The 24,049-nt window shown below is 70.7% G+C and carries 20 protein-coding genes and 1 riboswitch; of the genes, 7 read left to right on the forward strand and 13 right to left on the reverse strand.

What is annotated here, in order from left to right; genetic code table 11:
- Nucleotides 1-102: 102 nt before the first annotated feature.
- Complete coding sequence (locus tag ACH5A8_RS01560) at nt 103-888, forward strand: rhomboid family intramembrane serine protease (RefSeq protein WP_398996791.1); 786 nt, start codon at nt 103-105, stop codon at nt 886-888.
- Nucleotides 889-1,005: 117 nt separating this feature from the next.
- Nucleotides 1,006-1,287 (forward strand): Lrp/AsnC family transcriptional regulator, encoded by a 282-nt coding sequence (locus ACH5A8_RS01565; protein ID WP_009188173.1) that lies wholly within the window; start codon nt 1,006-1,008, stop codon nt 1,285-1,287.
- Nucleotides 1,288-1,317: 30 nt separating this feature from the next.
- Here the strand turns inward: ACH5A8_RS01565 and ACH5A8_RS01570 are convergent, their stop codons facing one another.
- From ACH5A8_RS01570 to ACH5A8_RS01595, 6 genes are all read right to left on the reverse strand, one after another.
- Nucleotides 1,318-2,679 carry an aminotransferase class V-fold PLP-dependent enzyme gene (locus tag ACH5A8_RS01570; protein ID WP_398996794.1) on the reverse strand — a complete coding sequence of 454 codons (1,362 nt, stop codon included), beginning with the start codon at nt 2,677-2,679 and terminating at the stop codon, nt 1,318-1,320.
- A gap of 209 nt (nt 2,680-2,888) precedes the next feature.
- A riboswitch (SAM riboswitch) is annotated at nt 2,889-3,005 on the reverse strand.
- Between the two features lie 100 nt (nt 3,006-3,105).
- A complete protein-coding gene (gene trpD / locus ACH5A8_RS01575; protein WP_398996796.1) occupies nt 3,106-4,170 on the reverse strand; it encodes an anthranilate phosphoribosyltransferase in 1,065 nt (354 codons plus the stop codon).
- A 148-nt stretch (nt 4,171-4,318) separates the two neighbouring features.
- Nucleotides 4,319-5,959, reverse strand: coding sequence for a cytochrome bc complex cytochrome b subunit (locus ACH5A8_RS01580; RefSeq protein ID WP_398996798.1), 1,641 nt, complete (start codon nt 5,957-5,959; stop codon nt 4,319-4,321).
- On the reverse strand, nt 5,956-7,014 hold the full coding sequence (locus ACH5A8_RS01585) for a Rieske 2Fe-2S domain-containing protein (protein WP_398996800.1): 1,059 nt from the start codon (nt 7,012-7,014) through the stop codon (nt 5,956-5,958). The genes ACH5A8_RS01580 and ACH5A8_RS01585 overlap by 4 nt, the downstream gene beginning before the upstream one ends.
- Entirely contained in the window at nt 7,011-7,820 is an 810-nt protein-coding gene (locus ACH5A8_RS01590) for a c-type cytochrome (protein WP_398996801.1), read from the reverse strand. Before ACH5A8_RS01590 ends, ACH5A8_RS01585 begins: the two co-directional genes overlap by 4 nt.
- A gap of 62 nt (nt 7,821-7,882) precedes the next feature.
- Nucleotides 7,883-8,503 carry a heme-copper oxidase subunit III gene (locus ACH5A8_RS01595; RefSeq protein WP_398996803.1) on the reverse strand — a complete coding sequence of 207 codons (621 nt, stop codon included), beginning with the start codon at nt 8,501-8,503 and terminating at the stop codon, nt 7,883-7,885.
- A gap of 203 nt (nt 8,504-8,706) precedes the next feature.
- Between ACH5A8_RS01595 and ACH5A8_RS01600 the strand changes: the two genes are divergently transcribed.
- The gene (locus tag ACH5A8_RS01600) at nt 8,707-9,108 is read left to right on the forward strand and encodes a hypothetical protein (protein ID WP_398998202.1); all 402 of its coding nucleotides are present in this window, start codon (nt 8,707-8,709) and stop codon (nt 9,106-9,108) included.
- 139 nt (nt 9,109-9,247) lie between these two features.
- On the opposite strand, the gene ACH5A8_RS01605 is transcribed toward ACH5A8_RS01600, so the two are convergent.
- The 4 genes from ACH5A8_RS01605 to coxB form a co-directional block, all read right to left on the reverse strand.
- The gene (locus ACH5A8_RS01605; RefSeq protein ID WP_398996805.1) at nt 9,248-10,513 is read right to left on the reverse strand and encodes an Ig-like domain-containing protein; all 1,266 of its coding nucleotides are present in this window, start codon (nt 10,511-10,513) and stop codon (nt 9,248-9,250) included.
- Between the two features lie 336 nt (nt 10,514-10,849).
- Nucleotides 10,850-11,248 (reverse strand): cytochrome c oxidase subunit 4, encoded by a 399-nt coding sequence (locus tag ACH5A8_RS01610; RefSeq protein WP_398996807.1) that lies wholly within the window; start codon nt 11,246-11,248, stop codon nt 10,850-10,852.
- On the reverse strand, nt 11,245-12,984 hold the full coding sequence (ctaD, locus tag ACH5A8_RS01615) for a cytochrome c oxidase subunit I (RefSeq protein WP_009188184.1): 1,740 nt from the start codon (nt 12,982-12,984) through the stop codon (nt 11,245-11,247). Before ctaD ends, ACH5A8_RS01610 begins: the two co-directional genes overlap by 4 nt.
- Nucleotides 12,981-13,940 carry a cytochrome c oxidase subunit II gene (gene coxB / locus ACH5A8_RS01620; RefSeq protein WP_398996809.1) on the reverse strand — a complete coding sequence of 320 codons (960 nt, stop codon included), beginning with the start codon at nt 13,938-13,940 and terminating at the stop codon, nt 12,981-12,983. The genes ctaD and coxB overlap by 4 nt, the downstream gene beginning before the upstream one ends.
- 311 nt (nt 13,941-14,251) lie before the next feature.
- Between coxB and ACH5A8_RS01625 the strand changes: the two genes are divergently transcribed.
- Nucleotides 14,252-15,628, forward strand: coding sequence for a cysteine desulfurase/sulfurtransferase TusA family protein (locus tag ACH5A8_RS01625; RefSeq protein WP_398996811.1), 1,377 nt, complete (start codon nt 14,252-14,254; stop codon nt 15,626-15,628).
- Nucleotides 15,629-15,643: 15 nt separating this feature from the next.
- Here ACH5A8_RS01625 and ACH5A8_RS01630 read toward each other — a convergent pair whose 3' ends face one another.
- The gene (locus ACH5A8_RS01630; RefSeq protein ID WP_398996813.1) at nt 15,644-16,618 is read right to left on the reverse strand and encodes a carbohydrate kinase family protein; all 975 of its coding nucleotides are present in this window, start codon (nt 16,616-16,618) and stop codon (nt 15,644-15,646) included.
- 255 nt (nt 16,619-16,873) lie between these two features.
- Here ACH5A8_RS01630 and ACH5A8_RS01635 point away from each other — a divergent pair, with 255 nt between their 5' ends.
- Entirely contained in the window at nt 16,874-17,086 is a 213-nt protein-coding gene (locus ACH5A8_RS01635) for a hypothetical protein (protein WP_398996814.1), read from the forward strand.
- 157 nt (nt 17,087-17,243) lie between these two features.
- A complete protein-coding gene (locus ACH5A8_RS01640; RefSeq protein WP_398996816.1) occupies nt 17,244-18,821 on the forward strand; it encodes a hypothetical protein in 1,578 nt (525 codons plus the stop codon).
- A gap of 111 nt (nt 18,822-18,932) precedes the next feature.
- On the opposite strand, the gene erpA is transcribed toward ACH5A8_RS01640, so the two are convergent.
- Nucleotides 18,933-19,289 carry an iron-sulfur cluster insertion protein ErpA gene (erpA, locus tag ACH5A8_RS01645; protein WP_062702780.1) on the reverse strand — a complete coding sequence of 119 codons (357 nt, stop codon included), beginning with the start codon at nt 19,287-19,289 and terminating at the stop codon, nt 18,933-18,935.
- Nucleotides 19,290-19,597: 308 nt separating this feature from the next.
- Here erpA and nadA point away from each other — a divergent pair, with 308 nt between their 5' ends.
- The gene (gene nadA / locus ACH5A8_RS01650) at nt 19,598-20,782 is read left to right on the forward strand and encodes a quinolinate synthase NadA (protein WP_398996817.1); all 1,185 of its coding nucleotides are present in this window, start codon (nt 19,598-19,600) and stop codon (nt 20,780-20,782) included.
- A gap of 132 nt (nt 20,783-20,914) precedes the next feature.
- Here nadA and ACH5A8_RS01655 read toward each other — a convergent pair whose 3' ends face one another.
- Complete coding sequence (locus ACH5A8_RS01655) at nt 20,915-24,031, reverse strand: efflux RND transporter permease subunit (protein WP_398996819.1); 3,117 nt, start codon at nt 24,029-24,031, stop codon at nt 20,915-20,917.
- Nucleotides 24,032-24,049 lie beyond the last annotated feature (18 nt).

A 24,049-nucleotide genomic window follows, 5' to 3' on the forward strand; every position in this document is an offset into this window, starting at 1 on the left:
CCGGCTCGTAACCCTACGGCCTGGCGGGCCCTCGCCGCCCGGGTGTCCACGGCGGCGAGGCGGTCTGTGCTGTTGCGTCCCGTTACGCCATGCTCTGTGCACATGATCCGTTACAGGAACACGGTGGCCGTCCGGGCGGCCAGGGCGCTCAGGGCGGCGCGGTCCACGCCGGCGCCGGTGACGAGGGCGCTGATCGTCTCGTGCTGCCTGGTCTTCGCGCTCGGCCCCGCCTCGGGCCTGAACCCCGCCCACGGGACCGGTGACGCGCTGCTCGCCGCGCAGCAGGCCTATTTCCGGCGGTGGGGGGTGGTCCCCGCCGAGCTCTTCACCGGCTCGGCCCGCGCCGCCCTCACCCCGGCGACGGCCCTGTTCGTGCACGGCAGCTGGGTGCATCTGCTCGGCAACATGCTCTTCCTCCACGTCTTCGGGGCGATGACCGAGGAACGCATGGGCCGTGCGCAGTTCACGCTGTTCTACGCCGGCTGCGGCTACCTCGCCCTGCTGGGCTACGCCGCCGCCCACGCCGACTCCGGACAGACCCTGGTGGGTGCCTCGGGGGCGATCTCGGCGGTCCTCGGCGCCTTCCTCTACCTCTTCCCCGAGGCGCGGGTGACCAGCGTGCTGCCGTTCCTGTTCTTCCTGCCGCTCAGGCTGCCGGCGTGGGTGGTGCTGCCCTTCTGGGCGGCCCTGCAGTGGCTGGCGGCCGGGCGCGCCGCCCAGGGGCCCGGCGTGGCCTATCTGGCGCACGTGGTGGGCTTCGGGCTCGGCTTCCTCTACGCCTGGGCCCGGTTCGGGCGCGAGGGCCGCGGGCGGGGCCCCGGCGGGCCGGTGGTGGGCGACGGGCGGGCGGCCAGGGCCTGCCCGGCGGATCGTGTGGCAGGCGAGTGACGGCCCCGGATCGGCCCCGGTGAGCGGGGCCGGGCCCCCCGTCCGCGGCACGACCCGCCGGGCAGGCCCTAAAGTGAAGGTCAGCCCCGCTCCGGCCCCCGAGGGAGAGAACCAGCCGTGATCACCGCGATCGTCCTCATCAAGACCAGCGTGGACCGGATCCCCGAGATCGCCGAGCGGATCGCCTCGCTGGAGAGCGTGAGCGAGGTCTTCTCCGTCACCGGCACCTACGACCTGATCGCCATGGTGCGGGTGCGGCAGCACGAGGACCTGGCCGAGATCATCCCGGGCCGGATCAGCAAGATCCCCGGCGTGGAGGCGACGGACACGCACGTGGCGTTCCGTACGTACTCGCAGCACGACCTGGAGGCGGCGTTCGCGATCGGGCTGGACTCCTGACCGCCTGACCGCCGCCTCCCCGGCCGCGTGTCACACCGCCGGGACGCAGCGGCCGTCCTCCGTGCGGTAGCGCCACTTCGCGCCGTCGCGCACCAGTTCCCGCACCGCCGTCACGAACCGTTCGACGTGCTCGTCGGGGGTGCCGGCGCCGAAGCTGACCCGGACGGCGTTGAGGGACTTCTCGCCGGGCGCGGCCTCGGGGGCGCCGCACTCGCCCTGGGTCTGCGGGTCGCTGCCGAGCAGCGTGCGCACCAGCGGGTGGGCGCAGAACAGCCCGTCGCGCACGCCGATGCCGTACTCGGCGGAGAGCGCGGCGGCGAAGTGGGAGCTGTTCCAGCCCTCGACGACGAACGAGAGCACGCCGACCCGGGGGGCGTCGTCCCCGAACAGCGAGAGGATCCTGACCTCCGGGACCTCGGCCAGCCCCGCCCGGACCCTGCCGATCAGGTACCGCTCGCGGGCCACCAGGGAGTCGAAGCCGGCCTCCGTGAGCGCCTTGCAGGCGGAGGCGATGGAGTAGGCGCCGATGACGTTCGGGGAGCCGGCCTCGTGGCGGGCGGCGCTCTCGTGCCACTCGACGTCCACGCCGCCGTCGGTGCGCCGGGAGACCCTGCGGCTCGCGCCGCCGCCCGCGAGGTACGGCTCGGCCTCGCGCAGCCAGTCCGCGCGGCCCGCCAGCACTCCGGCGCCGAACGGGGCGTACAGCTTGTGGCCGGAGAAGGCGACCCAGTCGACGTCGAGGTCCGTCACCGAGACCGGGTGGTGCGGGGCGAGCTGGGCGGCGTCCAGGACGATCCGGGCGCCGTGCGCGTGGGCGGCGGCGGCCAGCTCTCGCACCGGCCACAGCTCGCCGGTGACGTTGGAGGCGCCGGTGACGCAGACCAGGGCCGGCCCGTGGGGCTCGCGGTCGGCGAGCGCCCGTTCCAGGGTCGCCACGGCCTGCTCCGGAGTGCGCGGCGCGTCCAGGTACGTCACCTGCGCGTCCCGCCACGGCAGCAGCGAGGCGTGGTGCTCGGTCTCGAAGACGAAGACCCGGCAGTCGGCGGGCAGGGCGCGGGCCAGCAGGTTGAGGGAGTCGGTGGTGGAGCGGGTGAACACGATCTGGTCGCTCGTCCGGCAGCCGAGGAACTCCGCGACCGTCCGGCGGGCGTTCTCGAACAGGTCGGTGGACAGCTGCGAGAGGTAGCCGGCGCCGCGGTGGACGCTGCCGTAGTAGGGCGCGTACGCCGCCACGTCGTCCCAGACGCGCTGGAGGGCGGGGGCGCTGGCCGCGTAGTCGAGGGCGGCGTAACCGACCTCGCCGCCGGTCACGAGCGGCACGGTGACGTCCCGTCCCAGAACGGGCAGCGGGGCACAGACGGAGGGGTCGGCGGCGACGGTGGTGACAGACATGGGGGAACTCCCGTGGAGGCAGGCTGAATTCACCACGCGAGCGGACGCACCGCGGGTACGCGGAACGCACGGCACGGCTCGAGCGCGGTGGGAAAAGGGGGGATACGCGGAGGCGGGGCTCTGCGGCCCTAGCGCATTCGCTTGCTCACGGGAGGCTCCCTCGTACGACCAGGACCCCTGGCCCCACACTTTCCGAGAAGTGTGCGAGGGGTCCGCGCTTGCCGTAGACCTCGCTGCCTACGGCCTGGTCTTCACCCGGGGCACCCCGCCACGGACGGAGGGTTGCCGGACAGCCGGCCGGGGCCACATGGCTGTCACTCATGACCTGGACAGGAACGTACGCGAAACGATCGTGGTCCCGCAACCCGTGTCCGGATCGCGGGACCACGACGAACGATGTCCGCCCGAAGCGGCTCGAAGCCGTCGTCAGGCGTTGCTCACGGCCACCCAGCGCTCCAGCGTGCGCCGGGCCGCCCCGGAGTCGATCGACTCCGCCGCCCGCTCCATGGCGGCCCGGATCCGCTCCGCCAGCGTCCCGGAGCCCGGCTGGAGCGCCGTCAGGGCCGCCGCCGAGTTCAGCAGCACGGCATCCCGTACGGGGCCCCGCTCGCCGTCCAGCAGCCGGCGGGCGACCTCCGCGTTGTAGGAGGCGTCGGCGCCGCGCAGCGCCTCCACGGGCACCAGCTCCAGGCCGACGTCGCGCGGGTCGAAGGCCTCCTCGGTGACCTCGCCGTCCCGGACCACCCACACCCGGGAGGTGGCCGTGGTGGTCAGCTCGTCGAGGCCGTCGTCGCCCCGGAAGACCAGGGAGGAGTTGCCGCGCTCGGCGAAGACGCCCGCGACGATCGGCGCCTCGTGGGCGACGGCGACGCCGACCGCCTGCGATCTGACCTTGGCCGGGTTGGTCAGCGGACCCAGCAGGTTGAACACCGTGCGGATCCCCAACTGCCCGCGAGCGGCGCCCACATGGCGCAGAGCCGGGTGGAACTTCACCGCGAAGCAGAAGGTGATCCCGGCCTCCTCGGCGACCTCGGCCACCCGCCGAGGGGTGAGGTCGAGGTTGACGCCGAGCTTCTCCAGCACGTCGGAGGCGCCGGAGGCGGAGGAGGCGGCCCGGTTGCCGTGCTTGACGACCTTCGCCCCGGTGCCGGCGACGACGATCGAGGACATGGTGGAGATGTTCACCGTCTTCGCGCCGTCGCCGCCGGTGCCGACGATGTCGACGGTGGCGCCGGGCACCTCGATCACGTTCGCGTGCTCGTACATCGTGCGGACCAGGCCGGTGATCTCCTCGACGGTGGCGCCCTTGGCCCGCAGCGCCACGGCGAACCCGGCGATCTGGGCGTCCGTCGCCTCGCCCCGCATGATCCTGTCCATCGCCCAGGCGGTGTCGTCCGCGCCCAGATCGCGGCCCTCCAGCAGGCCGTTCAGCACGACGGGCCAGGAACGGCCCGCCGCGGTGTCGCCTCCAGCGGGGTTCACAGCGCTCATAAGCCGCTCCTGGGTCGGCGTCCCGGGCGCGGGACGCTGTCTCTCACATCGGCTTCCACCCTATCCACCCCAGGACACGGCGAAGGACCCCGTCCGGGGTTCGGACGGGGCCCTTCGACCTGGCGTGGCGACGCTCAGGGATCAGTGATCAGTGGTGGCCGTGGCCACTGGTGATCTCCTTGTACTCCTCGACAGTCGGCTTCGGGATCTGGCTGTCCTCGCCGTAGAAGGCGTTGCTGAGCTTGGCGCGCAGCTTCGTCGTGCCCGACACCTTGCGCTCGACACCGTTCTCGTCGACCGCCGGGCCGATCTCGGCCGGCTCGTACTGGTGGTGCGCCGTGAGGGTGTAGAGCTGCTCCTGGCTGAGCGGCTCGTGGACCTCGATGAACTCACCGTGCGGCAGGCGCTTGATGATGCCGGACTCGCGGCCGTGCAGCACCTTGTCCTTGTCCCGGCGCTGGAGGCCGAGGCAGATGCGCTTGGTGATGACGAACACGATGGCGGGCATGACGAAGAACGAGATCCGGACGAACCAGGTGATCGCGTTGATCGACAGGTGGAAGTGGGTGGCCCACAGGTCGTTGCCACCGCCGACCAGCAGCACGAAGTACCAGGCGATCCACGCGGCGCCGAAGGCCGTGCGAGTCGGGGCGTTGCGCGGCCGGTCCAGGATGTGGTGCTCGCGCCTGTCGCCGGTGACCCACGACTCCAGGAAGGGGTAGATGGCGATGGCGACCAGCACCAGCGGGAAGATGATCAGCGGGATGAACACGCCCAGGACGAGCGTGTGGCCCCAGAAGTTGATCTCCCAGCCCGGCATCGTGCGGATCAGGCCCTCGGAGAAGCCCATGTACCAGTCGGGCTGGGCGCCGGTGGACACCTGGTCCGGCCGGTAGGGGCCGATGGCCCAGATCGGGTTGATCTGCGCGATCGCCGCGATGGCCGCGATGGCGCCGAAGACCAGGAAGAAGAAGCCTCCGGCCTTGGCCATGTAGACCGGCAGCAGCGGCATGCCGACGACGTTGTTGTTCGTCTTGCCGGGGCCCGCGAACTGCGTGTGCTTGTGGTAGAAGACCAGGATCAGGTGGCCGACGACCAGGCCGAGCATGATGCCCGGGAGCAGCAGGATGTGGATCGAGTAGAACCGGGCCACGAAGTCGTGACCGGGGAACTCGCCGCCGAAGAGGAAGAACGACAGGTACGTGCCGACGATCGGCACGGACAGGATCGCGCCCTCCATGAAGCGGACGCCGGTGCCGGAGAGCAGGTCGTCCGGGAGCGAGTAACCGGTGAAGCCGGTGAACATGCCCAGGACGAACAGCAGGAAGCCGAACAGCCAGTTGACCTCACGCGGCTTGCGGAACGCGCCGGTGAAGAACACGCGCATCATGTGCACGAACATGCCGGCGAGGAAGATCAGCGCGGCCCAGTGGTGGATCTGCCGGATGAGCAGACCACCGCGCACCTCGAAGGAGATGTGCAGGGTCGAGTTGAACGCCTCGCTCATCAGCTGTCCCTGGAGCGGGACGTAGCTGCCGTGGTACACCACCTCGTTCATCGAGGGGTGGAAGAACAGCGTCAGATACACACCCGTGAGGATGATGATCAGGAAGCTGTAGAGGCAGACCTCACCCAGCATGAACGACCAGTGGTCGGGGAAGATCTTGCGCATGTTGGCCTTGGCCAGGCTGTAGATGCCCAGCCGGCCGTCGGCCCAGTCGGCGAGCTTCTCGCCGGCCGGTGCCTTCCCGCGCGAGCGGGTCGGCTCGTTGCTCGCTGTAGTACTCATCCGCGCTCCCAGAATGCAGGACCGACGGGCTCCTCGAAGTCGCCGAGCGCCTGGAGGTAACCCTCGCTGTCCACGCCGATGCGCAGCTGCGGCAGGGCGTGACCGGCGGGGCCGAAGATCACTCGGGCACCGTCGGAGAGGTCGAAGGTGGACTGGTGGCACGGGCACAGCACGTGGTGCGTCTGCTGCTCGTACAGGGAGATCGGGCAGCCCACGTGGGTGCAGATCTTCGAGTAGGCCACGACACCCTGGTGCGACCACTCCAGCTCGCGCTTGTCCTTGATGTTCTCCGGCTGCAGCCGGACGATCATCAGGGCCGCCTTGGCGATCTCGGTCTGGAAGTCCTCGTCGGTCTCCTTCAGCCCGTCGGGCATCGCGAAGGTGAGCGAACCGACCTGGACGTCCTCGGGACGCAGCGGCTGGTTGGTGTTCATGTTGACCAGGCGCTTGCCCTTGGCCCAGAGCGTGTGCCGCAGGGACTCCTTGGGCAGCGGGCCCAGGTCGCGCAGCAGGAACAGGCCCGACAGCGGCACCAGGGTGAGCGCGCCCAGCATGGTGTTGCGGATCAGCGGCCGGCGGCCGATCGCCGACTCCTTGGCGCCCTGCTTGAAGTCCGCGTGGACCTTCGCACGGACCTCGGGCGACGCCTCGATCGGGTGACGCTCGTCGGCGACCTCCGCGTCCGACATCAGCGTGCGGGCCCAGTGGACCGCGCCCGCGCCGATGCAGAACAGCGCCACGCCCAGCGTCAGGCCCAGCGCGAAGTTCATCGCGCTGATGTGCCCGAGCGGGAAGACGTAGATCGACTTGTCGGTCGGGATCGTCACGTACGAGACGATGAAGCCGATGGTGGCCAGCATGGACACCGTGAACAGCAGGGCCACGGCACGCTCGGACCGCCTGGCGGCCCGCTCGTCGATGTCCTGGATCCGGTGCTCGTGCGGCGGCAGGCCCGGGTCGGCGAACGGGTTCTTCTCGTCCGCGACCTTCACGGCGCCGTGCGCCGTGCCCTGCTCGGCGGGCAGGTTCTCTTCTGGAATGTCTTGGCTACTCATGACTTCTTGGCCTTTGCGGTCCGAGCGGCGACCCACACGGCGACGGCGATCAGTGCGCCGAGGCCGAAGATCCACGCGAACAGACCCTCGCTGACCGGCCCGAGGCCGCCCAGTTCGAGACCGCCGGGGTTATCGGTCTTGTCGCTGTTGACCGCGTTCAGGTACGCGATGATGTCCTTCTTGTTCTTCGACGACATCGTGGTGTCGGGGAAGGAGGGCATGTTCTGCGGGCCGGTCTGCATGGCCTCGTAGATGTGCTTCGGCTGGACGCCCTCGAGGTCGGGAGCGAACTTGCCGTGCGTGAGCGCACCACCCTTGCCGGTGAAGTTGTGGCACTGCGCGCAGTTGGTGCGGAAGAGCTCACCGCCCTTGGCGATGTCCGCGCCCTCCGGGCTGTACTGGTTCTTCGTCGGCACGGCGGGGCCGGCGCCCAGGGAGGCGATGTACGCCGCCAGCTGGTCGATCTCGGCCTGGCTGTAGATGACCTTCTTGCGCGGGATCTGCGCGCCCGGCTGCTGCGCCGGCATACGGCCGGTGCCGACCTGGAAGTCGACCGCCGCCGCGCCCACGCCCACGAGGCTGGGACCGTCGGTGGTGCCCTGACCACCCGTGCCGTGGCAGCTGGCGCAGCCGACCTCGTAGAGCTTCTTGCCCTCCTCGATCGTGAGGGACTGGGCGGCGTCGTCGGCCTTCGCCTTGCTCGCGGGCGCGAACGCGGTGTACAGCCCCCCCGTGGCCGCCAGCGCGAGAAGTAGGACGACGACCGCCGCCAGCGGATGGCGTCGTCGTGCGGAGAGCTTTTTCACGGATTACCCCGGTGTCAGGATCTTCTGCGTCGATGCTTTGCGGACTGAGATCGGTTCGTCGGCTACTTGATCAGGTAGATCGTGGCGAAGAGGCCGATCCAGACGACATCGACGAAGTGCCAGTAGTAGGACACGACGATGGCCGCGGTCGCCTGCTCGTGGGTGAACCTCCGGGCCGCGTAGGTACGGCCGAGGACCAGCAGGAAGGCGATGAGACCGCCCGTCACGTGCAGGCCGTGGAAGCCGGTGGTCAGGTAGAACACCGAGCCGTACGGGTCGGAGGACAGGGAGAGCCCGTCCTCCTTCACCAGGCTGGTGTACTCGTAGATCTGACCGCCGATGAAGATCGCACCCATGATGAAGGTGACGATGAACCAGCCCCGGAGCTTCTTCACGTCACCGCGCTCGGCGGCGAAGACGCCGAGCTGGCAGGTGAGCGAGGAGAGCACCAGGATCGTGGTGTTCGCCGACGAGAAGGGGACGTTGAGGTGGTCCGCCATCTCCTTCCAGTGCGCCGGACCCGTCACCGATCGCAGGGTGAAGTACATCGCGAAGAGGGCCGCGAAGAACATCAGCTCGGAACTCAGCCAGATGATGGTTCCGACGCTGGTGAGGTTCGGCCGGTTGACCGACGGGTGCGCGTGCCCGGTTTCTACTGTCGTTGCTGTCGCCACGACCGTCATTATGTCGGTCGCTTATCCCGCCCTCACTCCGGGGGGTGCCGTTCGGAGTGTCTGGGGGGTGTGTCCAGCCCGTATGGCCCATCGAAGGGGTGTTCCAAGCGGTGTTGAGAGGGGGTCGGGAGGAGTAGCATCCGCGCCATCGGTACCCGGAAGTTCCCCGATGAGTTCCCGACCAATGCTGTTCTGAGATGCGTGGAGGAACAATGCAGGCGACCGCCACGGTGCTGGTCTACAGCGACGACGCAGGCACCCGGGAGCAGGTGCGGCTCGCCACCGGGCGCAGGCCGGCCCAGGACGCCCCGGTGGTGGAGTTCCTGGAGTGCGCCACGCCCGCCGCGGTGCTCAAGGAGCTGGACCGGGGCGGGATCGACGTCTGCGTCCTGGACGGCGAGGCCGTGCCCATGGGCGGCATGGGGCTGTGCCGGCAGATCAAGGACGAGGTCTTCCGGTGCCCGCCGGTGCTGCTGCTGATCGGCCGCCCGCAGGACGCCTGGCTGGCCACCTGGAGCCGTGCGGACGCGGCGGTGACGCTGCCGGTGGAACCGGTGGAGTTCGCCTCCGCGCTGGCCGCGCTGCTGCGGAAAAGTGTCCCCGTGAGCGCGTGAGGGCGCACCGCGGCGCGTGAGGGAGTCCCACGGCGCCCGGCACACCTCGAGACGGCCCGCAGTCCGGCGACTGCGGGCCGTCCGTGGTTCGTCGCGCTCCTCGGGCGCGTCGGGCCTCCTGGGCGCGGAGGGCGCCGTCCTAGAGGCTCTGGGGACGCAGTCTCGTCGTGTCGTTCTGGAGGGACGAGCCCTGGGCGCCGGTCAGGGCGCTGCCCTGGAGCCACTTGTCCCAGGAGAGGTTCCAGTCGCCGAAGCCGTTGTCGAAGGTCTCCATCGCCTGGCCGCCCGAGTTGACGACCTGGACGATGTCGCCCTCGTGGATGTTGTCGAAGAACCACTTGGCGTTGGGGGTGCTCATGCCGGTGCAGCCGTGGCTGACGTTGGCGCTGCCCTGGGACCCCACGGACCAGGGGGCCGCGTGGACGAACTCGCCGCTCCAGGTGACCCGGGTGGCGTAGTACACGGGCAGGTCGTAGGAGTCCGAGGAGCCCGCGGCGATGCCGACGGTGGAGCTCTTCATCCGCACGAAGTACTGCTTGGCCAGTACGACCTTGACGCCGTTGCGGGTCTCGAAGCCGGCCTTGCCCGTGGTGACGGGGATCTCCTTGACCTTCTCGTCGTTGCGGTAGAGCGTCAGCCGGTGCGTGGCGGCGTCCGTGAGCGCGATGACGCGGTCGCCGGTGGTGATCGTCAGCGGCTTGGCGGCGGCGCCCCACATCTGGTCGCTGATCCGGATGTTCTCCAGGTTGCTGTGCACCTCGATGGTGGCGTTCGCGGGCCAGTAGTCCTTGGGCCGGTAGTGCAGCTGCTTGTCGTCCACCCAGTACCAGGACCCCTGCACGGCGGGGGTGGACTCGACCCTGAGGCCGCGCTCCACGATGGCGCGCTGGGCCTTGTCCGTCACCGGCTGGTCGAGTTGGGCGACGATGGGCTCGCCGACGCCGTAGGTGCCCGCCTCCGGCCCGAACGAGACGTTCAGGCGCTTGAGGGTGGCGGGCTTGCTGGTGTCGAAGGTGAGGACCTTGCGGCCGGGTGCGCCGTCGCCGTCCTCCGTGCTCACCGTGACCGTGTAGTGGGCGCCGGCGGCCAGGGGTGAGGTGCTGTGCCATCGGGTGCCGTCGGCGGCGAGCTCGCCGGAGACGTGACGGCCCGTGGTGTCCACGGCCGTGACGTCCGTGATGCGCCCGTCCGAGCCCTCGGAGGTGACCACCAGGGGCTTGTCGGGATCGGCCTGCTTCCCGGCGTCCGTGGGGCCCGTGACGGAGATCTGGTCGGCCGCGTCGTACGGGGCGGTGGCCAGCGGGTTGCCGTCCGGGCCGCAGGCGGTGACGCCCGCGCCGAGGGCGGCCACCAACAGGGCACGGCTGACGACGGTGCGAGTGCGCGTGCGCGGAGTGGTGCTCATGGCAGCACGCTAGGTAGCTCCGTCGACTTCGGCGCGATAAGTCGTCCGTTCGGGCGACGCTCGTACGGCTGCCGTGCGGTCGCGCGGGTCCGGGGGCCGCGGCGGACCGCGGGCGCGATCGCCGGGGGCGTTCGAATAGGTGCGGTGCGGCCGCCGGGTACCGGGGAATCGGTCGGGAGCCGGGGACCGGTCGTGGCACGCCGGCGGAGGGGCGGCGTACGCACGGCGTGGGGGCCGTCGTGGGGCCGTCGTCGTGGGGGCCGTCCTGGGGCGGAAAAGGCGGGAGCCCGGACTCTCCTTGCGGAGGGTCCGGGCTCCCGGGGGTTCAGCGGGGTGTCACTGGGTGCGGTTCTCACCGCGGTAGTACTCGAACACCCAGCCCCACAGCGCGATCATCACGAGCGGGGCGCCGAAGTACAGCAGCCACCAGCCGAGCGCGACACCGAGGAAGGCGAGCGCGCCACCGACGCCGAGGGCGAGCGGCTGCCAGCTGTGCGGGCTGAAGAAGCCCAGCTCGCCGGCGTCGTCCGCGACGTCGGCCTCCTTGTTGTCCTGCGCGCCGGCGTCCACCCGCTTGGCCGTGAAGCCGAGGTAGAAGCCGACCATGATGCTCAGGCCGAACGAGAGGAAGAGCGCCGTGGTACCGGCCGGCTCCTTCGACCACAGGCCGTAGACGATGGCCATGATCAGGAGGAAGGCGGCCAGCCAGATGAAGAGCTTGCCCTGGATCTTCACTTGCCGGCCTCCTTGCCGCCGGCGAGGGCCGCCTTCTCGCCGTGTCCGGCGTTCTCCAGCTGGTCGAGCGCGGCGATCTCCGGGTGGTGCAGGTCGAACGCCGGGGATTCACTGCGGATCCGCGGCAGGGTGAGGAAGTTGTGCCGGGGCGGCGGGCAGGAGGTCGCCCACTCCAGCGAGCGGCCGTAGCCCCACGGGTCGTCGACGCCGACCGGCTTGCCGTACTTGGCCGTCTTCCACACGTTGTAGAAGAACGGGAGGATCGACAGGCCGAGCAGGAAGGAGAAGATCGTCGAGATCGTGTTCAGCGCGGTGAAGCCGTCCGCCGCCAGGTAGTCGGCGTAGCGGCGCGGCATGCCCTCGGCGCCCAGCCAGTGCTGGATGAGGAAGGTGCCGTGGAAGCCGATGAACAGCATCCAGAAGGTCATCTTGCCCAGGCGCTCGTCGAGCATCTTGCCGGTGAACTTCGGCCACCAGAAGTGGAAGCCGGAGAACATCGCGAAGACCACGGTGCCGAAGACGACGTAGTGGAAGTGGGCCACCACGAAGTACGAGTCGGAGATGTGGAAGTCCATCGGGGGCGAGGCCAGGATGACACCGGTCAGACCACCGAAGGTGAAGGTGATCAGGAAGCCGGTCGCCCAGAGCATCGGCGTCTCGAAGGACAGCGAGCCCTTCCACATGGTGCCGATCCAGTTGAAGAACTTCACACCGGTCGGTACCGCGATCAGGAAGGTCATGAAGGAGAAGAACGGCAGGAGCACACCGCCGGTGACGTACATGTGGTGGGCCCACACGGTCACGGACAGACCCGCGATGGCGATGGTCGCGCCGATCAGACCCATGTAGCCGAACATCGGCTTGCGGGAGAAGACCGGGATGACCTCACTGATGATGCCGAAGAACGGCAGCGCGATGATGTACACCTCTGGGTGGCCGAAGAACCAGAAGAGGTGTTGCCACAGCAGGGCTCCGCCGTTGGCGGCGTCGAAGACGTGGGCGCCGAACTTGCGGTCGGCCTCCAGCGCGAACAGGGCCGCGGCCAGCACGGGGAAGGCCAGCAGGACGAGCACCGCGGTGAGCAGCACGTTCCACACGAAGATCGGCATGCGGAACATGGTCATGCCCGGCGCGCGCATGCAGATGATCGTGGTGATGAAGTTGACCGAGCCGAGGATCGTGCCGAAGCCGGAGAAGGCCAGACCCATGATCCACATGTCACCGCCGATGCCCGGCGAGTGCACCGCGTCGGAGAGCGGGGCGTAGGCGAACCAGCCGAAGTCGGCCGCGCCCTGCGGGGTGAGGAAGCCGCCCACCGCGATCAGCGAGCCGAACAGGTACAGCCAGTAGGCGAACATGTTCAGCCGCGGGAACGCCACGTCCGGGGCGCCGATCTGCAGCGGCATGATCCAGTTCGTGAAGCCGGCGAACAGCGGCGTCGCGAACATCAGCAGCATGATCGTGCCGTGCATCGTGAACGCCTGGTTGAACTGCTCGTTCGACATGAACTGCAGTCCGGGCCGGGCGAGCTCGGCGCGCATCAGGAGCGCCATCACGCCGCCGATGCAGAAGAACGCGAACGACGTGACGAGGTACAGCGTGCCGATCGTCTTGTGGTCGGTGGTCGTCAGCCACTTGATCACGACGTTGCCGGGTTGCTTGCGCCGCACCGGCTGCTCACTCTCGTAAGAGCCCTCAGCCGCGGCGGCACCCTGAGGTTCGTTGAGGATGCTCACAGGTTGTTCGTCTCCCGGTTCTTCTCGTGGCTCGTCTGCGCGATGCCGGCGGGAACGTAACCGGTCTGCCCCTTCTTAGCGAGGTCCTTGAGGTGCTGCTCGTAACGGTCCGGCGAGACGACCTTCACGTTGAACAGCATCCGGGAGTGGTCCTGGCCGCAGAGCTCGGCGCACTTGCCCCGGAAGGTGCCCTCCTGGTTGGGGGTCACCTGGAAGGAGTTGGTGTGGCCGGGGATGACGTCCATCTTCATCAGGAACGGCAGCACCCAGAAGGAGTGGTTGACGTCCCGGGAGGTGAGGATGAAGCGGACGGTCTTGCCCTTGGGCAGCCACAGGGTCGGGCCGGGGTTGCCGGTCTGCGGGTTCCGCGTGCCCGGCGTGCCGAAGTCGTAGACGCCGCCGGCGTTCACCGGGAAGTCCTTCTTGAACCGGTCCGGAATGGCCGTCAGGTTCTTGTCGGTCTTCGCGTCACCCGTGGAGCCCGCGACGGGCGCCACGTAGTTGAAGGCCCAGCTCCACTGGTAGCCGACGACGTTGACGGTGACGTCGGGCTTCTTGGATTCGTCGAGGAGCTTCGACTCGTCGCGGGCCGTGAAGTAGAAGAGCACCGAGACGATGATGAGCGGGACGACCGTGTACAGGGCCTCGATGGGCATGTTGTACCGGGTCTGCGGAGGGACCTCGACCTTGGTGCGGCTGCGCCGGTGGAAGAAAGCACTCCACAGGATCAGACCCCACACCAGCACGCCGACCGCGATCGCGGCGGCCCAGGAGCCCTGCCACAGGGAGAGGATCCGCGGAGCCTCTTCCGTCGCGGGGGTGGGCATACCCAGCCGGGGAAAGTCCTTGTATGTGCAACCGGTTGCGGTCGCCAGGACCAGGCCCGCAGTCAGTGCCTGCAGCAGCTTCCGCCGCATCGGGCGCCGCGGCGAGCGGTCGGAGCCGTTGGGACTCACGTAGCGCCTTCCCGAGAGTCTCGCCCGCGCGGTTGGCTGCGGCCTGCCTTCTCGCTGGTCGGTCGCCGCCCTGCGTCGGGCAGGGGTTTGGATGTTTATGCGGACCAAACCCTACTGGACGCCTTCCGGCGGGTCGCGGGGAGGGGGGCCCAACGCGCCGCGGGTCACGCTGGAGGGTGGGATGCCCCTCGGTGGCGTGGTTTGCGCATGTGTGCTGGGGCGCCTGACGGTCCGGGAGCAGGGGGTTCGGCGGCGGGCGGGGGCGCCTCGCGCGGTTTCCCGCGCGCCTCCGGGGCGCTTAGCGTGGGCGTGTGGTCTATTTCGACGCCGCTTCCGGCACTCCCCTGCATCCCGTCGCCCGGCAGGCGCTTCTCGCCGCCCTCGACGAGGGATGGGCCGATCCCGCCCGTCTCCACAAGGAGGGGCGGCGGGCACGTCTGCTGCTGGACGCGGCGCGCGAGGCCGCGGCGGAGGCGGTGGGGTGCCGGGCCGACGAGCTGACGTTCACCTCCTCGGGCACGCGGGCCGTGCACTCGGGGATCGCGGGGGCGCTGGCCGGCCGGCGCCGCGTCGGGGATCACCTGATCGTGTCAGCCGTCGAACACTCCTCGGTGCTCCATTCGGCCGAGGCGCACGAGGCGGAGGGCGGTTCGGTCACCCGGGTCCCGGTGGACCGCCGGGGCGCGGTGGCCGTCGCGTCCTACGCCGGGGCGCTGCGCGCCGGCACCGCGCTGGCCTGTCTGCAGTCGGCCAACCACGAGGTCGGCACCGCGCAGCCGGTGGCGGAGGTGGCCGAGGTGTGCCGGGCGGCGGGGGTGCCGTTGCTGGTGGACGCGGCCCAGTCGCTGGGCTGGGGGCCGGTGGCGGGCGACTGGTCGCTGCTGGCGGCGAGCGCGCACAAGTGGGGCGGGCCGTCGGGGGTCGGGCTGCTCGTGGTGCGCAAGGGCGTGCGGTTCGCGGTGCGGGGGCCGGCCGACGAACGGGAGTCGGGCCGGGCGTCCGGCTTCGAGAACATCCCGGCCGTCGTGGCGGCGGCGGCCTCGCTGCGGGCGGTGCGCGCCGAGGCGGCCGGGGAGGCGGCGCGGCTGCGGGAGTTGACGGAGCGGATCCGGGTACGGGTGCCGGAGCTGGTGCCGGACGTGGAGGTGGTGGGCGATCCGGCACGGCGGCTGCCGGGGATCGTCACCTTCTCCTGTCTCTACGTCGACGGCGAGGCGCTGCTGCACGGGCTGGACCGGGAGGGCTTCGCGGTCTCCTCGGGTTCCTCCTGCACCAGCGGCACGCTGACGCCCAGCCATGTGCTGCGGGCGATGGGGGTGCTGAGCGAGGGCAACGTGCGGGTGTCGCTGCCGCCGGGGACGCGGGAGGAGGACGTCGAGCGCTTCCTCGCGGTGCTGCCCGGGGTGGTGGCGGGGGTGCGCGACAAGCTCGGGGCGCCCGCGCCGACGGCCGCGGTGCGCGAGCGGGAGCTGGTGCTGGACGCGCTCGGCAAGCGCTGCCCGATCCCGGTGATCGAGCTGGCCAAGGTCATCGGGAACGTGTCCGTCGGCGGCACGGTGCGGGTCCTGGCCGACGACGAGGCGGCGCGGCTGGACATCCCGGCGTGGTGCGAGATGCGCGGGCAGGAGTACGTCGGCGAGGAGCCGGCGGACGAGGGCTCGGCCTACGTCGTCCGCCGGCTCTCCTGAGGGACCGCCGACCGGTCAGGCGAGGTGGGCGCGGACCTCGCGGGCCGCGTCGTCGCCGTACGCCTTGGTGAAGCGCTCCATGAAGTGGGCGCGGCGCAGCTGGTACTCCTGGGTGCCGACGGTCTCGATGACCAGGGTGGCGAGCATGCAGCCGACCTGGGCGGCGCGCTCGTGGTCCACGCCCCAGGCGAGGCCGGAGAGGAAGCCGGCGCGGAAGGCGTCGCCGACGCCGGTCGGGTCGGCCTTGCGCTCCTCGTCCGGGCAGCCGACCTCGATCGCTTCCTCGCCCGCGCGTTCGATGCGGACGCCGCGGGCGCCGAGGGTGGTCACCCGGTGGCCGACGCGGTCGAGGATCTCGGCGTCGCTCCAGCCGGTCTTGGTCTCGATGAGGCCCTTCTCGTACTCGTTGGAGAACAGGTACGTGGCGCCGTCCAGCAGTATCCGGATCTCCTCGCCGTCCATCCGGGCGATCTGCTGGGAGAAGTCGGCGGCGAACGGGATGGAGCGCGAACGGCACTCCTCGGTGTGCCGCAGCATCGCCTCCGGGTCGTCGGCGCCGATGAGCACCAGGTCCAGGCCGCCGACGCGGTCCGCGACGGTCTTCAGCTCGATGAGGCGGGCCTCGCTCATCGCGCCGGTGTAGAAGGAGCCGATCTGGTTGTGGTCGGCGTCGGTGGTGCACACGAAGCGGGCGGTGTGCAGGGTCTCGGAGATGCGGACCGAGGCGGTGTCGACGCCGTGCCGGTCCAGCCAGTCGCGGTACTCGCCGAAGTCGGGGCCGGCGGCGCCCACCAGGACCGGGGTGGTGCCGAGCTGGCCCATGCCGAAGGCGATGTTGGCGCCGACGCCGCCGCGCCGCACGTCCAGCTGGTCGACCAGGAAGGAGAGCGAGACCGTGTGCAGCTGGTCCGCGACCAGCTGGTCGGCGAAGCGGCCGGGGAAGGTCATGAGGTGGTCGGTGGCGATGGAGCCGGTGACAGCGATGCGCACGGCGTGGACTCTCCTGCGACTGGACGGGGCGCGCTCAGCGCTCCTGGGAAGGGCGGCGGCGACGGAGGGCTGGGGTCTCTCGTTCGGATCATGCCGGGCTCGCGTACCTGGCACCGCTCCCTGACCCGGCCCGATCCGAACGCAAGACCCTGATGGACACTTCACGCTACCCGCTCCGTGCGGGGCACTGAAGCGGTGGAAACTACCCGATAGTAGATCTTTCCCGGACGACTGGTACGTGCTTACGGTTCGCCCATGACGAACCTCGACGTCCATGCTGCCCCCGTTCCGGCCGATCAGGACGCGGATCTGGCCGCGCTGCGCGGGGACTGCGCCCGGATGGTCCCCCACTGGGCGGCTCCCGACCGCCGTGCGGCCCGGCCGGTGTCGCCGTCGCGCATCCACGGCGTGTCCGTGCCGGCCTCCGCCGCCCGGCTGCTGGACGCCATGGCGGAGTACGGCGACTGAGCCGCCGGCGCGGAGCGGGGAACCGGGCGCTCCCCCGCCGCGTCCCATCGCCGTCCCCCGTTCGGGGGATGCGGGATACGACTCCTCGGCCGATCACTTCCACAGGGACCGGGAGGGGGTCGGTCCGGGGATGTACGGCAGCCGAAGGAGCGATGCGGTGAACACCGAGCGACCCGACCACGACGACCCGGCCGAGGCCGCGGGCACCGGCGAGGAGACCTCGGAGGCGGAGGCGGCGCGTCCGGAGGGCGCCGGGCGCTCCCGGTGGGGGCGCGGTCCGCTGATGGCGGTCTCGGTGGCCGCCGCCGTGCTGCTGGTGGGGGGCGGCGGGGCGTATCTCGCCGCCGGCGCCCCGGACGGCCCTGCGGAGTCCGCGGCGACCGGCGGGACCGGCACTCCCCCACCGCTCGTCCTCGACGGGTACTCCGTCGCCGGTGCGGGCGGCGGCACCGGCGGCATCGCGCCCGGCGAACCGAATCCGTACGGCACCGCCTACCGGGCGGCCGGCCCGCTGCCCGCCGGGCCCGGTTCGGCGCCGGTGTACACGGCGCGGGGCGAGGTCGCCCGGGACGAGGTGGCCCGGCTGGCGAAGGCGCTCGGCGTCGAGGGCGCGCCCGTGTCCGACGGGCGGAACTGGCGGGTCGGGGCCGCGAAGGACGGGACGGGGCCGGTGCTCCGGGTGGACCGTCAGGCGCCGGGGGCCTGGACGTTCAGCCGGTACACCCCGGGCACCGACGACTGCAAGGGCGTGACGTGCGTGCACGATCCGGCCGCTCCCGCCGCCCACGCGGTGAGCGTGGCGGCGGCCGAGGAGGCGGCGGCGCCGGTGCTCGCGGCGGTGGGCCAGGGCGACGCGAAGGTGGACGCGAGCCGTGTCATGGGCGCCCAGCGGGCGGTGACGGCCGATCCGCGGGTGGGCGGTCTGCCCACCTACGGGTGGACGACGGACCTGGTCGTCGGTGTGCGGGGCGAACTGGTCGGCGGCAGCGGGCTGCTGAAGACGCCGGTGAAGGGGGACGCGTATCCGGTGCTGAGCGCGGACCGGACGCTGGACCTGATGAACGCGGCGCCGCGGACCGACCACCGGATGGGCATCGGCGGCTGCGCGAGTCCGGTGCCGCTAAAGGACCGGCTGGAGGCGCCGTGCGGCACGTCGCCCTCCCAGAGCGCCGCCCCGAGTGAGGCGCTGACCGTGGACAAGGCGGTGTTCGGGCTGGCGTCGCGCACCTCCGGGGGGCGGCGGACGCTGGTGCCGTCGTGGCTGTTCCAGGTGCGCGGAGCGGCCGGGCAGGACGACTTCACGGTGGCGTACCCGGCCGTCGACCCGCGGTACCTGGCCTCGTCGGCCCCGTCGTCGGCGGCGCCGTCCGGGCGGCCGGAGCCGAGGCCGAGCGGCTCGGCCACCGCCGCCCCTGTCACGCGGGACGTGCCGGTGACGGCGTACGGCGCGCGGGGCGACGGGCTGACGGTGACCTTCGAGGGCGGGGTGTGCTCGGAGTACGAGGCGACGGCGCGGGAGGCCTCCGACCGGGTGACGGTCACGGTGACCGAGACGCGGTGGCCGGACCGGGTGTGCATCGCGATCGCCAGGGTGTACCACCGCACGGTGCGGCTGGAGCGGCCGCTCGGCGACCGGAAGGTGGTCGGGACGGACGGGGATCCCGTCCCGCTGGAGCGGCCCGCCGCCCACGTGACCGACGCGCCGCACGCGAACAAGGGACAGCCGGTGCGGTAGGCGGCGCATGCGGAAAGGCGGCGCGCATGCGGAAAGGCGGCGGTCCCCCCGAGGGGGCCGCCGCCTTCCGTCAGTTCCGTCCCGGTGGGACGCTCGCGCGTCCGGGCCGGGTCAGCTGAAGGAGTCGCCGCAGGCGCAGGAACCGGTCGCGTTCGGGTTGTCGATCGTGAAGCCCTGCTTCTCGATGGTGTCCACGAAGTCGACGGTGGCGCCGCCCAGGTAGGGGGCGCTCATGCGGTCGGTGACGACCTTGACGCCGCCGAAGTCCTTGACGACGTCGCCGTCGAGGGAGCGCTCGTCGAAGAAGAGCTGGTAGCGCAGGCCGGAGCAGCCGCCGGGCTGGACGGCGACGCGCAGGGCGAGGTCGTCACGGCCTTCCTGGTCGAGCAGGGCCTTGACCTTGGACGCGGCGGCGTCGGTCAGAACGATGCCGTCGGTGACGGTGCTGGTCTCGTCCGATACGGACATCTACATCTCTCCCGGGTTGTACGGAGACTGCTTGCCGACGAGTGCAACCGGCGAGGCCGCGGATTCATTCCGGGCCGAGCACTTGCCTTCTCACGTGTCCATGCTCGTCCACTTCATGCTCGCACATGCGCAGGGCGGCCGACAGGGCCGCACGGACCGGACGCCCCGATGCGACGAACGCGACAACAGCGGCCGACGGTGAGGTGTCGGGATTCACGTCACATCGACGCAATGGACATCGTCAAAGTGACGTGAACCGGTTATGATAGATAACGTCAATTCGACGAAAAGTAGAAAGGGTGCGTGTCGTGACCACCGCCCAGCCCCAGGAGCTCGACGTCCAGCCGACGCCGCTCGCCCTGCTGCTGCTCGGCCGCGAGGCCGACCCGAGGAGCGAGCGCGGCGTCGACTGCCCCGGCGAGCTGCCCTCCCCGTCCGACCCCGATCTGGTGGCGCGCGCCCGCGCGGCCAAGGAGAAGCTCGGGGACAAGGTCTTCGTCCTCGGCCACCACTACCAGCGTGACGAGGTCATCCAGTTCGCCGACGTCACGGGCGACTCCTTCAAGCTGGCCCGCGACGCCGCCGCGCGGCCGGACGCCGAGTACATCGTGTTCTGCGGTGTCCACTTCATGGCGGAGTCCGCCGACATCCTGACGAGCGACGAGCAGAAGGTGGTCCTGCCGGACCTGGCCGCCGGCTGCTCCATGGCCGACATGGCGACGGCCGAGCAGGTCGCCGAGTGCTGGGACGTGCTGACCGAGGCCGGCGTGGCCGAGCAGGTCGTGCCGGTGTCGTACATGAACTCCTCGGCCGACATCAAGGCGTTCACCGGCAAGCACGGCGGCACCATCTGCACGTCCTCGAACGCGAAGCGCGCTCTGGACTGGGCCTTCGAGCAGGGCGAGAAGGTGCTGTTCCTGCCCGACCAGCACCTGGGCCGCAACACGGCGGTGCGGGACATGGGCATGTCCCTCGACGACTGCGTCGTCTACAACCCGCACCGGCCGAACGGCGGACTGACCGCCGAGGAACTGCGCGCCGCGAAGATGATCCTGTGGCGTGGCCACTGCTCGGTGCACGGCCGCTTCAGCCTGGAGTCGGTCGAGGACGTGCGGGCGCGGATCCCCGGCGTGAACGTCCTGGTGCACCCGGAGTGCAAGCACGAGGTGGTCGCCGCCGCGGACCACGTCGGCTCGACCGAGCACATCATCAAGACGCTGGAGGCGGCCCCGGCCGGCTCCAAGTGGGCCATCGGCACCGAGCTGAACCTGGTACGCCGCCTGGCGAACCGTTTCGCTCCCGAGGGCAAGGAGATCGTCTTCCTCGACCGGACGGTCTGCTTCTGCTCGACCATGAACCGCATCGACCTGCCGCACCTGGTCTGGACCCTGGAGTCCCTGGCCGAGGGCAATCTGGTCAACCGCATCGAGGTCGACAAGGAGACCGAGGCCTTCGCCAAGCTGGCCCTGGAACGAATGCTGGCGCTGCCGTAGCGGCTCCGCCCGGCCACGGCGCCCCGGCCCGCCCCACCGGCGGCCGGGGCGCCGCCATGTCCCCGCCCGCCGGCGGCAACGGGAACGGCCGGGTCTCCCCGAGGAGACCCGGCCGTTCCCGTCCGTGCCGGGTCAGACGCCCGCGGGCTCCAGATCCTGGTCCCGGTCCTCGGGCTTCGTGGCCCGCTTCGCCGCGCGCTTCTTCGCGCGGCGCTCCTTGCGGAGCTCCAGCATGGCGTAGAGGGTCGGGACCAGCAGCAGGGTCAGCAGGGTCGACGTGATCAGGCCGCCGATCACGACCACCGCCAGCGGCTGGGCGATGAAGCCGCCCTCGCCGGTGACGCCCAGGGCCATCGGGAGCAGGGCGAAGATGGTCGCCAGCGCCGTCATGAGGATGGGGCGCAGACGGTGCCGGCCGCCCTCGACGACCGCCTCCACGATGCCGTGGCCCTGCTTGCGGTACTGGTTGATGAGGTCGATCAGCACGATCGCGTTCGTCACCACGATGCCGATCAGCATCAGCATGCCGATCATCGCGGGCACGCCCATCGGGGTGCCGGTGGCGATCAGCAGGCCGAGCGCGCCGGTGGCCGCGAACGGGATGGACACCAGCAGGATCAGCGGCTGGGCCAGCGACCGGAACGTGGCGACCAGCAGCATGAACACGATCGCGATCGCCGCGAGCATCGCCAGGCCGAGGTTCTTGAACGCGTCGTCCTGGTCGGAGGTGACGCCGCCGATCTCGGCCGTCGCGCCCGCCGGCAGCTTCAGCGCCTTGATCTTCGACTGGAGCTCGGTGCTGACCGCGCCGGTGTTGTCCCCGGTCGGCTTGGCGGTGACGGTCGCCGCGCGCTGACCGTCGATCCGGGTCATCGACACCGGCCCGTCGACCAGCTCGACGGTGGCCACGTCGCTCAGCTTCACCGGACCCAGGCGCAGGTTCTTCAGCTGCGCCAGCGTCTCGGCCGGCTTCGCCGACCGGATGACGACGTCGCGCTCGGTGTCGTCCAGGACCGCCTTGGCGGCGGTGGTGCCCCGCACCGACTGGGCGACGGCCAGGCCGAGGGTCTGGTCGGTGAATCCCGCGGCGGCCGCCTCGGCGTTGGCGCGCACGGAGATGCGCGGCACGCTCTGCGACAGGTCGCTGGTGACGTCGGTGACGTCGTCCAGGCCGGCGACGGTCCTGCGGACCTGCTCGGCCGCGGTGCGCAGCGCGGTCGCGTCGGACGCCTTGACGACCACCTTCAGGTCCTGGTCGCCGAAGCCGTCGCCTGCGTTGACCGTGGTGGTGCCGATGCCGGACAGCTTGTGCAGGCCGTCCTCGATGTGCGCGCGGACGTCGTCGGCGGAGGCCGAGTCCTCCAGCATCACCTGGTACGAGGCGTGGTTGGAGTCCGTGGAGCCGCCGAAAGCAGCCATGAAGCCGGACGAGCCGACCGTGACCTGGTAGTCCTTGACGCCCTCGGTGCCGGCGAGCAGCTTCTCGACCTTCCGCGCCCCGGCGTCGGTCGCCGCCAGGCTGGTGCCCGGCTTGAGCTGCTGCTTGACGCTCAGCACCTTCTGGTCGCCGGAGTCGAAGAAGTTCGTCTTCAACAGCGGCGTCATGCCGAACGTGCCGATCAGCACGACGACCGCGATCAGCACGCTGGTCAGCCGGCGCCGGGTGGCGAAGCGCAGGACGGGCACGTAGAAGCGCGTCAGGCGGCTGTTCGCCTCCTTCTCCTCGGCCCGGCGGCGGGCCTCCTCGGCCTCGGCGGGCGTGCCCTTGGGCGCGCGCAGGAACCAGAACGACAACACCGGCACCACGGTCAGCGACACCAGCAGCGACGCCAGCAGGGCAGCGGTCACGGTGAGGCTGAAGGGGCCGAACAGCTCGCCCACCATGCCGCCGACCAGGCCGATCGGCAGGAAGACGGCGACCGTGGTGAGCGTGGAGGAGGTGACCGCGCCGGCCACCTCGCGCACCGCGTTCAGGATGGCCTCGCGCCGCTCCTCGCCGTAGCCCAGGTGCCGCTTGATGTTCTCCAGGACCACGATCGAGTCGTCGACGACGCGGCCGATGGCGATGGTCAGCGCGCCCAGCGTCAGCATGTTCAGCGACAGGTCGCGCGTCCACAGCACGATCAGCGCCAGCACCACGGAGAGCGGGATGGACACCGCGGTGACCAGCGTGGAGCGGACCGAGGCCAGGAAGACGAGGATGACGAGGACCGCGAAGAGCAGACCGAGCGCGCCCTCGGTGGTCAGGCCGTCGATGGACTTGGCGACGGCCGGGCCCTGGTCGCTGACCGTGGTGATCTTCGTGTCGTCGCCGAGGGCCGCGCGCAGGTCGGGCAGCTTGTCCGTGACGGCGTCGGAGATGGCGACCGCGCTGCCGCCGTGGTCCATGGTGACCGCGACGGCCAGGCTCGGCCGGCCGTCGGTGCGGGTGATGGAGTCGGCCTTGGCCGCCTCCTGCTTCACGGTCGCCACGTCACCGAGGCGGACGGGCTTCTTCGCCGCCTCGCCCTGACCGGTGACCATCAGGTCCTCGATCTGGCGCAGCGAGGTGAAGCCGCCGCCGACCTGGACGGTGCGATTGGCGCCGCCCTCGTCGAAGGAGCCGGCCGGGACGGTGGCGCCGCCCGCCTGCAGCGCCTGGGTCAGCGCGGCGGAGGTGAGGTGGGCCGCGGCGAGCTTCTTGTCGTCGGGGGTGACGGTGACCTGGAGGTCCCGTACGCCGTCGACGGTGACCTGACCGACTCCGTCGATGTTCTTCAGCTCCGGCACGACCGTCTTGTCGAGCTGGTCGGCCAGCGCCTGCTGGTCCTTGCCGGAGGTGACGGCCAGGACGACGGTGGGGATGTCGTCGGTCGAACCAGCGATGACCTGCGGTTCGACGTCGTCCGGCAGCTGCGGGCGGGACCGGTTGACGGCCTGCTGGACGTCGGCGACGAGCTGCTGGGTGTTGTTGCCGTAGTCGAAGGAGGCCGTGATCACGGCGCTGCCCTCACTGGCGGTGGAGGTGACGCCGGTGATGCCGTCGACGGCCTTGAGGTTGTTCTCCAGGGGCTCGACGACCTGCTTCTCCACCACGTCCGGGGACGCCCCCTGGTAGGGCGCGAGCACGGACACGATGGGCAGCTCGATGGTGGGCAGCAGCTGCTGCTTGAGCTGGGGTATGGCGATCGCCCCGAAGACGAGCGCGACGACGGACATCAGTCCGATCAGGGCCCGTTGCGCGAGGCTGAACCTGGACAACCAGGACATCGGTCAGGGTCTCTCTTC

This window comes from Streptomyces sp. NPDC018610 (genome assembly GCF_044391765.1).
Taxonomy (GTDB): Bacteria; Actinomycetota; Actinomycetes; order Streptomycetales; family Streptomycetaceae; genus Streptomyces.